This window comes from Methylobacterium indicum, from assembly GCF_001043895.1.
Classification (GTDB): domain Bacteria; phylum Pseudomonadota; class Alphaproteobacteria; order Rhizobiales; family Beijerinckiaceae; genus Methylobacterium; species Methylobacterium indicum.
Window position 1 is genome coordinate 24370 of the sequence record NZ_JTHF01000052.1, and the last position, 12695, is coordinate 37064.

The 12695-nt window shown below is 72.5% G+C and carries 12 protein-coding genes; 6 read left to right on the forward strand and 6 right to left on the reverse strand.

The genetic code is table 11. The features are described from left to right. Nucleotides 1–35 precede the first annotated feature (35 nt). The 3 genes from QR78_RS06555 to QR78_RS36440 all read left to right on the forward strand — a co-directional run bounded on the left by QR78_RS06555 (nt 36) and on the right by QR78_RS36440 (nt 3263). Complete coding sequence (locus QR78_RS06555) at nt 36–1175, forward strand: acyltransferase family protein (protein WP_048426699.1); 1140 nt, start codon at nt 36–38, stop codon at nt 1173–1175. Between the two features lie 283 nt (nt 1176–1458). After that, on the forward strand, nt 1459–1803 hold the full coding sequence (locus QR78_RS31835; RefSeq protein ID WP_053220820.1) for a hypothetical protein: 345 nt from the start codon (nt 1459–1461) through the stop codon (nt 1801–1803). Continuing rightward, nucleotides 1803–3263, forward strand: coding sequence for a methyl-accepting chemotaxis protein (locus QR78_RS36440; RefSeq protein ID WP_048426700.1), 1461 nt, complete (start codon nt 1803–1805; stop codon nt 3261–3263). The genes QR78_RS31835 and QR78_RS36440 overlap by 1 nt, the downstream gene beginning before the upstream one ends. A 12-nt stretch (nt 3264–3275) precedes the next feature. Here QR78_RS36440 and QR78_RS06570 read toward each other — a convergent pair whose 3' ends face one another. Then, nucleotides 3276–4121 carry a type 1 glutamine amidotransferase gene (locus QR78_RS06570; RefSeq protein ID WP_048426701.1) on the reverse strand — a complete coding sequence of 282 codons (846 nt, stop codon included), beginning with the start codon at nt 4119–4121 and terminating at the stop codon, nt 3276–3278. Nucleotides 4122–4325: 204 nt separating this feature from the next. On the opposite strand from QR78_RS06570, the gene QR78_RS06575 reads away from it, so the two are divergent. Continuing rightward, nucleotides 4326–6515 carry a transglycosylase domain-containing protein gene (locus tag QR78_RS06575; RefSeq protein ID WP_048426702.1) on the forward strand — a complete coding sequence of 730 codons (2190 nt, stop codon included), beginning with the start codon at nt 4326–4328 and terminating at the stop codon, nt 6513–6515. Nucleotides 6516–6688: 173 nt separating this feature from the next. On the opposite strand, the gene QR78_RS06580 is transcribed toward QR78_RS06575, so the two are convergent. Together QR78_RS06580 and QR78_RS06585 are read right to left on the reverse strand one after the other, a co-directional pair. Next, nucleotides 6689–7042: a DUF427 domain-containing protein gene (locus QR78_RS06580; protein WP_048426703.1), complete on the reverse strand. Its 354-nt coding sequence runs from the start codon at nt 7040–7042 to the stop codon at nt 6689–6691. Then, on the reverse strand, nt 7039–7920 hold the full coding sequence (locus QR78_RS06585; RefSeq protein ID WP_048426704.1) for a methyltransferase domain-containing protein: 882 nt from the start codon (nt 7918–7920) through the stop codon (nt 7039–7041). Before QR78_RS06585 ends, QR78_RS06580 begins: the two co-directional genes overlap by 4 nt. Nucleotides 7921–8054: 134 nt before the next feature. Between QR78_RS06585 and QR78_RS06590 the strand changes: the two genes are divergently transcribed. Continuing rightward, nucleotides 8055–8987 carry a lytic transglycosylase domain-containing protein gene (locus QR78_RS06590; RefSeq protein ID WP_048426743.1) on the forward strand — a complete coding sequence of 311 codons (933 nt, stop codon included), beginning with the start codon at nt 8055–8057 and terminating at the stop codon, nt 8985–8987. Between the two features lie 106 nt (nt 8988–9093). Next, nucleotides 9094–9339, forward strand: a complete 246-nt coding sequence (locus QR78_RS06595) for a hypothetical protein (protein WP_048426705.1) — start codon at nt 9094–9096, stop codon at nt 9337–9339. A 69-nt stretch (nt 9340–9408) separates the two neighbouring features. Here QR78_RS06595 and QR78_RS06600 read toward each other — a convergent pair whose 3' ends face one another. From QR78_RS06600 to QR78_RS06610, 3 genes are all read right to left on the reverse strand, one after another. Beyond that, nucleotides 9409–10614 carry a pyrophosphate--fructose-6-phosphate 1-phosphotransferase gene (locus QR78_RS06600; RefSeq protein WP_048426744.1) on the reverse strand — a complete coding sequence of 402 codons (1206 nt, stop codon included), beginning with the start codon at nt 10612–10614 and terminating at the stop codon, nt 9409–9411. A gap of 68 nt (nt 10615–10682) precedes the next feature. Beyond that, a complete protein-coding gene (gene fabI / locus QR78_RS06605) occupies nt 10683–11540 on the reverse strand; it encodes an enoyl-ACP reductase FabI (protein WP_048426706.1) in 858 nt (285 codons plus the stop codon). Nucleotides 11541–11685: 145 nt separating this feature from the next. Continuing rightward, the gene (locus QR78_RS06610) at nt 11686–12618 is read right to left on the reverse strand and encodes a DnaJ C-terminal domain-containing protein (RefSeq protein WP_048426707.1); all 933 of its coding nucleotides are present in this window, start codon (nt 12616–12618) and stop codon (nt 11686–11688) included. Nucleotides 12619–12695 lie beyond the last annotated feature (77 nt).

Sequence of the window (12695 nt, forward strand, 5' to 3'; positions counted from 1 at the left end):
TGTCAGCCTCGCGGGCGATCCTCCGGAGACGCCCGATGTCCGCCCGTCCCAACACCGAACCCGCCCTCTCGGTCCGGCCGGACGATCCCGTTCGCCCGCGCGCGGGGACCGCCCCGGGGCGCCTCGCCTGGGTCGATGTCGCCAAGGGCATCTGCATCATCCTCGTGGTGATGATGCACTCGACCCTCGGCGTCGGCGAGGCGATGGGGGGCGAGGGCTTCATGCATCACGTCGTGGAGTTCGCCAAACCGTTCCGGATCCCGGATTTCTTCCTGCTCTCGGGCCTGTTCGTCGGCCGGGTCGTCGATCGCGACTGGCGGCTCTTCGCCGACCGGCGCATCGTCCACTTCGCGTATTTCTACCTGCTGTGGATGGTGCTCCAGTCGGCGGTGAAGTACGGCCAGATCACCGACGGCGCGGGGCCCGGCGCCTTCGCGGCCCATCTCGCCCACGGCCTGATCGAGCCCTACTCGACCCTGTGGTTCATCTACCTGCTGGCGGTCTTCTCGGTCGTCGTGAAGCTCCTGCGCCGGCTGCCCTGGCCGCTGCTGCTGATCGGCGCCGCCCTCCTCCAGCTCGCCCCGGTCCATACCGGCTCGACGCTGATCGACGAGTTCTGCGACCGGCTGGTCTACTTCGTCGCCGGCTACCTGTTCGCCGCCCGGATCTTCGCCCTGGCCGACTGGGTGCGGGCGCGAGCCGGCCTCGCGCTCCTCGGCCTCGCCGCCTGGGCGTCGATCGAGGCGTTCCTCGTCTTCACGCCGACCGGGCTGACCTCCCACCCGACGCTCGCCAGCCTGCCGGTGGTGAGCCTGATGCTCGGCGCCGCCGGCGCGCTTGCCATCGTGGCGACCGCCGCCCTCCTCACCCGGACCGGCGGCCCGGTGACCGCCGCCCTGCGGGCCTGCGGCGAGCGCTCGATCGTGATCTACCTCGCCTTCTTCCTGCCGATGGCGGCCCTGCGCACGGCCCTCGTGCGCAGCGGGGTGATCGAGGATATCGGCCTCGTCGCGCTCCTCGTGACGCTGACCGCCGTGGTGGTGCCGCTCGCCATCGAGCGGGTGATCCGCCACACCCCGGCCCGGTTCCTGTTCCGGCGTCCGGCCGCCTTCCACCTCGTCGGCGAGGACGAGGCCCGCCCGGCGCCGCGCCTCGCCGCCGCACCGACGGCCTGAGCTCGCCAGGCCCTTCCAAGTCCCGTCAAGGCCCGCCAAGCATTCCCAAGCGAAATCACGCCACACGACAGGACGGCGCCCCGCGGGGCGCCGTTTTCGTTGGTGCACGCGATCGTCGCGGACGGGAGCAGTTGCGCGCCAGCTAACCGTTACGCTGAAGGCGCACTGGACACCCTGCCCTTCAAGTCGAGGATCAGTCCCGCAAAATTCGGACATTGCGCTTTACCGACCGTAAGGCATTCCTCCCGCAAGGTCCCCGCCATTCACGCATGGGACGAGCCTCATGGCCGCGCGATCCCGCCTCCAGGATGGCACCGGTCTGCTGCTCCTGACCTTGGCCCCGTTCCTGGTCGTCGCTCTGCCGCGCTCGGACGCGGTGGCGGTGCTCGGCCGTCCGGGCGCCGGGATCGGCGAGGCGGCCGCGATCGTGGCCGCCGCTGGCGGCCGGCTCGTTCGCGCAGGCCCGGCCGGCCTGGTCGTCGCGCGCTCGGAGGCGCCCGGCTTCGTCCGGCGCCTCTACGGCGCCGGCGCCTGGCTGGTCCTCGATCCGCTCGTCGCCGGCGGCTGCGGCCCCTCCCCGCCCGCGACCTCCCGTCATTCTCCACCGTCACCGAGCACCGCCCGCTGATGACCGACGTCGACGACCTCCGCCGTTCCTTCGCCCGCATCCTGATCCCGCTGCTCTGGGCCCATGTGCCGGTCGCCGCCGGCCTGCCGCTGATCGCCGGTGACGGAGCCGCCCTGGTGCCGGGCACGGCCGCAACCCTGCTCGCGGGCATCGCCACCCTGTCGTGGTGGCGCGACCCGATCGGGCTGCGGACCCGGCTCGCCACCGCGTTCGCGCTCGTCGGCATGGCGGCGGTGCTGCTCTATGCCAGCGCCGGGCATCCCTGGCAGGTCGACCTGCACATGTATTTCTTCGCCTGCCTGGCGGTGCTCGCCGGCTGGTGCGACTGGCGGGTGATCCTGGCGGCCACCGGCGCCACGGCCGTGCACCACCTCGTGCTGAACCTCGTCCTGCCGGCCGCCGTCTTCCCGGCGGGCGGCGATCTCGGCCGGGTGCTCCTCCACGCCGTGATCCTGACGATCGAGGCGGCGGTGCTGGCCCGGATCTGCCACACCGTCGCCCGAACGCTGGCCGGGCTCGCCGCCTCCGAGCGGGAGGCCAAGGCCCAGATGGCGCGCCTGCGCGCCCTGGAGCAGGACGGCGAGGCGGCCCGTCGGGCTGCCGAGCACGAGCGGCGCGAGGGCGTGCTGCGGATGGCGGCGGCCTTCGAGGCGGCGGTCGGCGGCATCGTCGGCGAGGTCGCGGCCTCGGCGGGCGACCTGCAGGCGACCGCGAGGGCGATGTCGCGGACCGCCGGCACCGCCGCCGACCGCTCGGCCGAGGCCGATGCCGCCGCCGGTCGGGCGGCGGGGGATGTCGGCGCCGTCGCGGCGGCGACGCGGGAGCTCGGGGCGTCCGTGCGCGAGGTCGGCCAGCAGGTCGGCGAGACCGCCGGCCTCGCCCGCGCCGCCGTCGCCGAGGCGGACCGTTCGGCCGCCCTGGTGGGGGCTCTCAGCGAGGCGGCCGCGCGCATCGGCGACGTCGTCACGATGATCTCGGCGATCGCCGACCAGACCAACCTCCTGGCGTTGAACGCCACCATCGAGGCTGCCCGCGCGGGCGCGGCGGGGCGGGGCTTTGCGGTGGTGGCGGCGGAGGTGAAGGAACTCGCCGCCCAGACCGCCCGGGCGACCGGCGAGATCGGCGGCCAGATCGGCCGGATCCAGGACGCCACCGGCGACGCCGTCCGGGCGATTGAGGCGATCGGCGGGCGCATCCGCGGCATCGACGGGGTGGCGGCCGCGGTGGCGGCGGCCGTCGAGGAGCAGGAAGCGGCGACCCGGGAGATCCTGCGCGCCATGGAGCGGGCCACCGCCGGGACGGGCTCGCTCACCGCGACGATCGGTGCGGTGGCCGAGGCCGCCGGCACCACCGGCACCGTCGCCAGCCGGGTGCTGGCCTCCGCCGACGCGCTCACGCACCAGGCCGAGCATCTCGGTGCCGAGGTCGAGCGCTTCCTCGGCGGCGTCCGGGCGGCGTGAGCGGCTCCGGCTTCACGCCCTCTGCCGCGGCCGCACCAGCCGGTCGAGGAAGTTCGCGATCTCGCGCCGGCGCCGCTCCGGCACCAGCACCTCGGCGGTGACGCCGAGGCGCCAGGCGAGGTCGGCCCGGCCCTCCGGGTCGCGGTGCAGGTCGCGCAGGGCATCCGCGTAGGCGTGGAGCGCGGCCTCGTCCGGGCACAGGCCCGCCTCCACCACGCCCTCGGCGGACAGCCGCAGCATCGCCGCGACCTCGTCGAGGTCGAGCTCGGGATGGTACTGCGTGCCCCAGAACACGCCGCCGCCGAGGCGGATCTCGATCGCCTGCACGTCGAGGCGGTCGTTGCCGGCGAGCACCGTGCTGCGAGGGGGCGGCTCGATCACCGCGTCGTCGTGGATCGCCGGGGCGTCCCAGGAGGGCGGCCGGCCGGCCAGCAGCGGATGGTCCGCTCCAGCCTCGGTCCGGCTGATGGCGCGGGCGAGCCCGTATTCCGGGCCCCGCGGGTTGCGGGCGGCCCGTCCCCCGGCGATCGTCGCCGCCACCTGCACGCCCCAGCACGAGCCGAAGACCGGCACGCCCGCTTCCAGCGCCGCCCGCACGAGGTCGCATTGGCGCGTCACCGCGGGGCCGCCCTCCTCGACATGCAGGGTCGAGCCGGTGAGCACCAGGGCATTGCACGCGTCGAGCGCCCGCGGCAGCGTCGCTCCCGCATCCGCCGGGGCGACGAGGTGGCAGGTCGCGTCCGGGGCGAGCTTTTCCAGGATTCCCGCATAGGTCTCGGCCGAGGTCCGGCCGCACACCGCGACATGCCGCTCGCGGCCGTCCCGGTCGTTCCCATCCGCCACCAGCAGGTGCAGCATGTCGGCTCCTTGTTCGAGCCTGCGCAACGCCTCCCGCGATCCGCCGTTCCGGCGCAGCTTGCCGCATCCTCTGCAGTGCTTTGCTAAGCAGCGGGAATCGTTCGACAAAATTTCGGTTAACGGCCCTTAAACCCGCCTCAATTATTGTCTCTTGAGTGCCCCACGCGGGCCGGCTCGTCCGGGGGCGAAGGGGAACTCGACAGGATGGCGAAGGGACGCGAGCGGACGGGTCGGGTCGAGCCCCGCTTCGAGGCGGAGGGGCCTGGGGATCCGGCCTCCCTCGACCTGCGCCTCTCGCGGGGCGATCGGGCGGGAGGCGGCGTGGCCAAGGGGACATCCAAGGGATCGGCCAAGGGGTCGACCAAGGCCGCCCCGAAGCGGGCCGCCCGCGCGGCGGCTCCTGCCCCGCGGCGGCGTCGGCGCTCGTTCCTCGGCTCCCTCGTCTACGGCACGGTGATCCTCGGCCTCTGGGGCCTCGTGGCGGTCGCCGGCATCGTCGCCTACCACGCCTCGCAGCTGCCGCCGATCGACCAGCTGGCGGTGCCGAAGCGCCCGCCCAACATCGCGATTTTGGCCGCCGACGGCTCGCTGCTCGCCAATCGCGGCGAGACCGGCGGGCGCACGGTGAGCATCCGCGAGCTGCCGCCCTACCTGCCCCGCGCCTTCGTGGCGATCGAGGACCGGCGCTTCTACTCCCATCTCGGCATCGATCCGGTCGGCATCGCCCGCGCCATCGGCCAGAACCTGACCCGCCGCGGCGTCGCCCAGGGCGGCTCGACCCTGACCCAGCAGCTCGCCAAGAACCTCTTCCTGACCCAGGAGCGCACCGCCTCGCGCAAGATCCAGGAGGCGATCCTCGCGCTCTGGCTCGAGCACAAGTACACCAAGGACGAGATCCTCGAACTCTACCTCAACCGGGTCTATTTCGGTGCCGGCGCCTACGGCGTCGAGGCCGCGGCCCAGCGCTACTTCGCCAAGCCCGCCAAGGACGTGACCCTGGCGGAAGCCGCGATGCTGGGCGGCCTCGTCCAGGCGCCCTCGCGGCTCGCCCCCAACCGCAACCTGCCCGCCGCCCAGGCCCGGGCCGCGCAGGTGCTGGCGGCGATGCAGGAGCTGGGCTTCGCCAAGCCCGCGGACGTGAAAGTGGCGCTGGCCCAGCCGGCCAAGCCCGCCCGGGCCAAGGGCGGCGGCTCGGCCAACTACGTCGCCGATCTCGTGATGGACGTGCTCGACGACTACGTCGGCAAGATCGAGACCGACGTCTCGGTCCAGACCACCGTCGATCCGGGCCTGCAGGCGGTGGCCGAGCGGGCGCTGGTCGACGAGCTCAACCAGAAGGGCGCGCGCTACAATGTCGGCCAGGGCGCGGTCGTGTCGATGCGGCCCGACGGGGCGATCCGGGCGCTGATCGGCGGGCGCGACTATGCGCAGAGCCAGTTCAACCGCGCCACCACCGCCAAGCGCCAGCCCGGCTCGGCCTTCAAGCCCTTCGTCTACCTCGCGGCGATCGAGCGCGGCCTGACCCCCGACACGGTGCGGGAGGACGCGCCGATCAACATCAAGGGGTGGAACCCCGAGAACTACTCGCGCAACTACAGCGGCCCCGTGACCCTGCGGGACGCGCTCGCCCACTCGCTCAACACCGTGGCGGTGCGGCTCGGCATGGAGGTCGGCCCCAAGGCGGTGGTGCAGACGGCCCAGCGCCTCGGCATCACCTCGCCGCTCCAGGCCAATGCCTCGATCGCGCTCGGCACCTCCGAGGTGACGCCGCTCGAACTCGTCGGCGCCTATGCCACCTTCGCCAATGGCGGCATGGGGGTGATTCCCTACGTGATCGCCAGCGTGAAGACCGTCGACGGCCGCACCGTCTACAAGCGCGCCCCGAGCGGCCTCGGCCGGGTGATCGAGCCCCAGGCCGACGGCATGATGAACGCGATGATGCACGAGGTCTTCGTCAGCGGCACCGCCAAGAAGGGCGACATCCCGGGCTGGGAGCTCGCCGGCAAGACCGGCACCAGCCAGGATTTTCGCGATGCCTGGGTGGTCGGCTTCTCCGCCACGCTGGTGACCGGCGTCTGGCTCGGCAACGACGACGGCGAGCCGACGAAGCGGGTCTCGGGCGGCAACCTGCCGGTGGAGGTCTGGAACCGGGTGATGGTCGCGGGCCTGCGCGGCGACAAGCCGGCGCCGCTTCCCGGCGCGGCCCGCTGGCGCCGCACCAGCAACGCCGTCGCATCGGCCAATCCCGCCGAGCCGCCGACGATCGGCGGCATGATCGACGACCTCCTCGGCGGCCAGCAGCCCGCCGCCCGCCCGCAGCCGGCACCCCAGCGCGGCGGACCGACCCGGGAGGACAAGAACTTCCTCGAACGGCTGTTCGGGATCGGGGAGTGATACCGACGGTCGTTGAATACGACCTTTGGTTCCGTTCTCGAATTGTCGCCGAGCCTTTGACCGGGCATCGACAGTTCGAGATGGTTCGTCGGTCCCGTCGATCTCGGGCAAGCCCGAGATCGACTTGATGCGCTAGGATCGTGGGCCGGTGGGATGAGGCGAGCGCCGCCCGTTCAGTCCGCGAATTCCTCGATCGCATCCACCTTGCCCGGGTAGAAGGCGAGGTGATCCTTGATCGCCGCCACCGCCGGAAACGGGTCCTCGTAGCTCCAGACCGCGTTCGCCCGCTCCAGCCCGCCGGCGGTGAGGGAGAAGTAGCTGGCATCGCCCTTGTGCGGGCAATGCGTGCGGTGCGCGGTGCGCGCGAAGAGATCCAGTTCCGCATCCTCGCGCGGGATGTAGAGCACCGGCGGCATGGCGCCCTCGCGCAGGGTCAGCGCCCGGGTCGTCTCGGCGACGATCGTGCCGCCGAGCATCACGCGGATCCGGTGCGGGTTCGGCGTGATCGTGATGGACCTGTCCGTCATGACGGCTCCTTGCGTTCGACGGTGCCGAGGGCGTCGGCCAGCCGCGCCTGGGCGCTGCCCGGCCGCAACGGCTTCTGCTGGCTCTCGTGCGGCACCCAGCCCGAGAGCCAGATCATCTCGAACGTCGCCCGGATGCGCCCGTCCGGATCGGCGAAGCGTTCGGCGTACAGGGTGGCGGCCCGCATCAGGGTCTCCCGGCGCAGGGCGCCGCGGCGCTCCCGCAGGGCGTTGGTGAGCCCCATGGCGCGCAGGTCGCGCATCAGCCCGAACGGATCGCCGTAGCGCACCGTCACGGTCTCGACATCGGTGACCGGCAGGGCGAAGCCGGCGCGCTGGAGCAGGCCGCCGATGTCGCGCACCTCCGCGAAGGGCGCCACCCGGGGGCTGGCCCCGCCCTCGATCTCGCTCTCGGCCTGGGTGAGCACCTGGCGCAGCTCGGTCAGCGTGCGGCCGCCGAGAAGGCAGCCGACGAACAGCCCGTCGGCCCGCAAGGCCCGGCGGACCTGCACCAGGGCGCCCGGCAGGTCGTTGGCGTGCTGGAGCGCCAGCAGCGACACGGCGAGGTCGAAGCTTCCGTCGCCGAACGGCAGGGTTTCGGGGTCGCCCACCGCGACCGCAAGGCCCGGGTCGCCCGCCTCCGCCACGGGAGCGAGGCGGGTGACGGAGCCCGCCCGCCCGCTTGCCCGGAGCCAGGACGCGGCGGCCGGGACCGGGGTGGCGAGGTCGAGGGCGCGGGGAAATTCCCGCAGCACCGCGCCGAGGCGGTCGGTCAGGTCGTCGACCGCCCGCGCGACCAGGAAGTCGGCGAAGCCGGCGCGGCGGGCGCGGGCGAGCCGCTTGCGGATCAGGGGGGTGTCGAACAGGAGCGGCGAAGACATCGCCCGCTAGATGGCGCGGGACCGGGCGCTGCGCCAGGGCCGGCATGCCCGCGGGATCGGAAAGCCGGTCCGGGACGGATCTGCGACCCCCTGCCCTTGCCGAATTGGTCACCGAATCGAGATATGAGGGCCTGGTGACCCGCCCCCCTCTCCTCCTCGCGGCCTGGCTCCTCGCGGCCTGCGCCCTTCCGGTCGTCGCGGCCGCCGCGCCGGCGCGGCCGGCGCCTGCGTCGGAGAGCAAGGAATCAGGAACCAAGGAATCGGGGGGCCGGGAATCGGGCGGCAAGGAGGAGACGGTCGAGCAGGCCCTGTGCCGCCTGATCGAGGGCGCGGCGCAATCGAAGGGGCTGCCGGTCGCCTTCCTGACCCGGCTGATCTGGCGCGAGAGCAGCTTCCGGCCCGGCGTGGTGAGCCCCGCGGGCGCGCAAGGGGTGGCGCAGTTCATGCCCGGCACGGCGCAGGAGCGCGGCCTCACCGACCCGTTCGACCCCGAACAGGCGATTCCCGCCGCGGCCCGCTTCCTCCTCGACCTGCGCGCCCGCTTCGGCAATCTCGGCCTCGCCGCGGCGGCCTACAATGGCGGGCCCGGCCGCGTCTCGGCCTGGCTCGCCGGGACCGGCGGCCTGCCGGCGGAGACCCGCGCCTATGTCGCGGCGATCACCGGGCGCAGCGCCGAGGACTGGGCGGCCGCCGCCAAGGAGGCGCCGAAGGGCGACCTGACCGAGCCGGAGGGCACCCGCTGCCTGCAGGTGACGGCGGCCCTGCGCATCCGCGGCCGCACCGAGACCTTCTTCGCGGGCGCTGCCGCCACCCTGGCGCCCTGGGGCGTCCAGCTCGCCGGCAATTTCTCGAAGTCGATCGCGCTGGCAAGCTTCGGCCGGGCCCGCGACCGCTACGCGACGATCCTCGGCGACGTGCGCCCGATGGTCATCGGCACCCGGCTGCGCCACCGCGGTACCCGGGCGTTCTATCGCATCCGCGTGCCCTCCGAGACCCGCGCCAGCGCCGAGACCCTGTGCAACCGCATCCGCGGCGTCGGCGGCGCCTGCATCGTCCTGAAAACCTGAGGTTCATGCCGTGTCACCCAAATGGGTGATGACACGCAAGCTGCCCCCCTGTTTCGTTCGAGAGCCGACAGAATGTCGCGCGGCGGGCGAGCAAGGGAGGAGTCCCATGAAGTTCGGCGATGGCGTGCCCCGATGGGCCCGGAGGCGGGTCGAACGGCACATGATGCGCCACGGCGACGGCCGGATCGTGCGCTGGATGGCGTTCGGTGCCGGGTCGCGGCGCGGCGGCGTCGGCGAGGGGGCGGCCGGGGCGGCATCGGCCGAGTGGTCCGGGAACGTGGTTCCCTTCATCCGCCGGCCGGTCTCCGGCCCGGGCGAGACCGCCCCGCCGCTCGACGCGACGGGGTCGTGATCGACAAAAACCGGTCGATCGACATCTGACGTTCGATCGGAACCGGCGCCGGGGCGGCGCCGGTTCCCGTCAACCGTGAGGCTGGCCGATCTCGTCCAGCATCCCGGTGAACCAGGGCGCGCTCGGATCGAACGCCTTGCCGCCGCGGATGCGCGGGAACTCGATCGCCCGCAGGCGACCCCCGTGCTCCTCGTCGTGGCCGATCACGCCGGAGACGCCGGCGAGGCCGCACTCCACCGCGTAGTCGACCATGCCCTGGATCAGCCGCAGGTCGTCCGCGTTCGGCGCCGCCGAGCGGCCGAAATGGCCGGATTTCAGCACGAGCGACTTCTCCGCCCCGATCATCGGCGCGAAGCGGTCGGCAAACCACTTGCCGACATTGACCGTGTCGATCTTGACGTGGCCGAAGGGATCGCGGCCCAGCACCTCGCCGCGCCCCTCGATCTCGGCGACGATCTCGTCGAGGCCGGCCCCTTCGCTCAAGAAGATCGTCACGCAATCCTTGGCGTCGAGCCGGGCCTTCAGCCGCGCCGCCTCCCGGGCGATGTCGAGGGGCATCTCGGGCAGGTAGACCGCGTCCACCTCCTTGTGCGCCCGGTCGAGCCCGAATTCCGGCACGAACGCGGTGCGGTCGAGCCGGTCGCGATAGGCTCGGGCCGTCGCGGCGGTGAGCCAGCCGCATTTGCGGCCCATGATCTCGTGGACGATCAGCATGCGCGGGTTGGCGCTCTGCTCGTTGACGATGTTCTCGGCGAAGAGCGCGCCCTGCTCGGCCGCCGTCCAGGCCCCGAGCGTCTGGCGGATCGGCACCACGTCGTTGTCGATGGTCTTGGGCAGACCGACGACGGTCAGGTGGTAGCCGTTGGCCTCGAGATAGGCCGCGAGATCGGCCGCCGTGGTGTTGGTGTCGTCGCCGCCGATCGTGTGCAGCACGCTCACCCGGTCGCGGGCGAGCTGGTCGGCCGCCACCTTGAGCGGATCCTGCCCCTCCTTGACCAGACCGCGCTTCACGCAATCCTTGACGTTGGTGAGCTTGATCCGGCTGTTGCCGAGCGGCGAGCCGCCGTGGCGCAGCAGGAGATGGGCCTTCGCCCGCACCTCCGGGGTGACCGGGATGCGGTCGCCGAGGAGCAGGCCCTTGTAGCCGCTGCGATAGCCGATGATCTCGGCCTCCGGCGCCAGGTCGGTGTAGCGGGCGATCAGCCCGCCGACCGCCGCCGACAGGCACGGGGCGAGGCCGCCCGCGGTGAGCATGGCGATCTTCAGGGTAGGCATCATGGGCTCCGCATGTCCGACGCGAAGCCCATAGTGGGCCGAATGGCCCTCCGGTCCAGCCCCCGGGCTCAGTCCTTGTCGAGGCTGAGGTCCGGCGCCTCGGGATTCTTCATGCCGACGACGTGGTAGCCGGCATCGACGTGCAGGATCTCGCCGGTCATGCCGCGGGACATGTCGGAGATCAGGTAGGCGGCGGTCTCGCCGACCTCGTCGATCGTCACGGTGCGCCGCAGGGGGGCGTTGTACTCGTTCCACTTCAGGATGTAGCGGAAATCGCCGATGCCGGAGGCGGCGAGCGTCTTGATCGGGCCGGCCGAGATCGCGTTGACGCGGATCTTCTGCGGGCCGAGATCGGCCGCGAGGTAGCGCACCGAGGCCTCGAGCGCGGCCTTGGCGACGCCCATCACGTTGTAGTGCGGCATCCACTTCTCGGCGCCGTAATAGGTCAGCGTGAGGAGCGAGCCGCCGTTGCGCATCAGCTTCTCGGCCCGCTGGGCCACGGCCGTGAACGAGTAGCAGGAGATCAGCAGCGACTTCGAGAAGTTCGCCTCGCTGGTCTCGATGTAGCGGCCGGTCAGCTCGTCCTTGTCCGAGAAGGCGATGCAGTGGATGACGAAGTCGATCCCCTCGGGGAAGTGCCGGCCGGTGGCCTCGAAGGCCGCGTCGATCGAGGCCGGATCGGTCACGTCGCAATGGCCGACCACCGCCGCGTCGAGCTCGCGGGCGAGCGGCTCGACGCGCTTCTTCAGCGCCTCGCCCTGGTAGGTGAAGGCCAGCTCGGCGCCATGCTGGTGGGCGCTCTTGGCGATGCCCCAGGCGATCGAGCGGTTGTTGGCGACGCCGAGCACGAGGCCGCGCTTGCCGGCGAGGAGCCCGGTGCGGGGCTGCCCGTCATCCTGTACCTGTGCCCGGTTGGAGTCAGCCATGAGTCACCCAAAGAACAGCCGCCACGCGGAGCACGCGGCGGCAGGTCGGACCCGGCCGTGCATGGCTCCCCAGCGGCTTCCTTAACCGACGCCCGCGGGCGACGGAAGTGCGCCGGCTCCGGTAATGCCGCGCGCAACCCGCGGTTCAGCTCGCCGCGGCCGCCGCCCGGCGCTTGCGGGCGAACTCGGTCAGGGCCTCGTCGGCGGTCGCCGGCAGGGTGACGGCGATGGTGGCCAGAAGGTCGCCGCGGGTGCCGTCCTTCTTCGGCAGGCCCTTGCCGCGCAGGCGGAAGACCCGGCCGGAGCTGGTCATGGGCGGGATCTTCATCTCGACCGCGCCGGTCAGGGTCTGGATCCGGATCGGCCCGCCGAGCACCGCATCCTCGAGCGGCACCTCGGCGGAGGTGCGCAGGTCCGCGCCCTCGATCTGGAAGCGCGAATCGGGCGCGAAGCGGATGGTGAGGAGCGCGTCGCCCGGCTCGGCGCCGTGGGCACCCGGATAACCGAGGCCGCGCAGGCGGATGACCTGCCCGTCGACCACGCCCTTGGGCACCACCACGTCGACCTCGCGGCCGCTCGGCAGGTTGAGGCGGAGCTTGGCCTCCCCCACCACCTGATCGAGGCCGACCGTCAGCTCGGCGGCCACGTCCTCGCCCTTCTGGGGCGCGCCGCGGCCGGCCCCGCCGGAGCGGAACGCCTCGCCGAACAGGTGCGAGAAGATTTCTTCGCCGAAGCCGCCGGCGGCCCCGCCGCCCGCGCCGCCCCGGCCGCGCGCCATCGATTCGAAGTCGAACCCGCCGGCCCCGCCGCCGCGCCCGGCGCCGCCGCCGAAGCCCTCGAAGCCGGTGAAGCGGGGCTTGCCGTCGCCGTCGATGGCGCCGCGGTCGAACTGCTCGCGCTTCTTGGCGTCGCCCAGGATCTCGTAGGCTTGGTTGACCTCCGAGAAGCGGTCCTGCGCCTTGGCGTCGTTCTTGTTGCGGTCGGGGTGGTAGGCCTTGGCGAGCTTGCGGAAGGCCTTCTTGATCTCCGCCTCGTCGGCCGAACGGCTCACGCCGAGTACGTCGTATGGGTTGCGCATGGCGATCCGATGGCGATTCGAGCGGCTCCGATCCGGCGCGTCACGGGCGGGAGCGGGGCCGCGGCTTGAAAGAGATG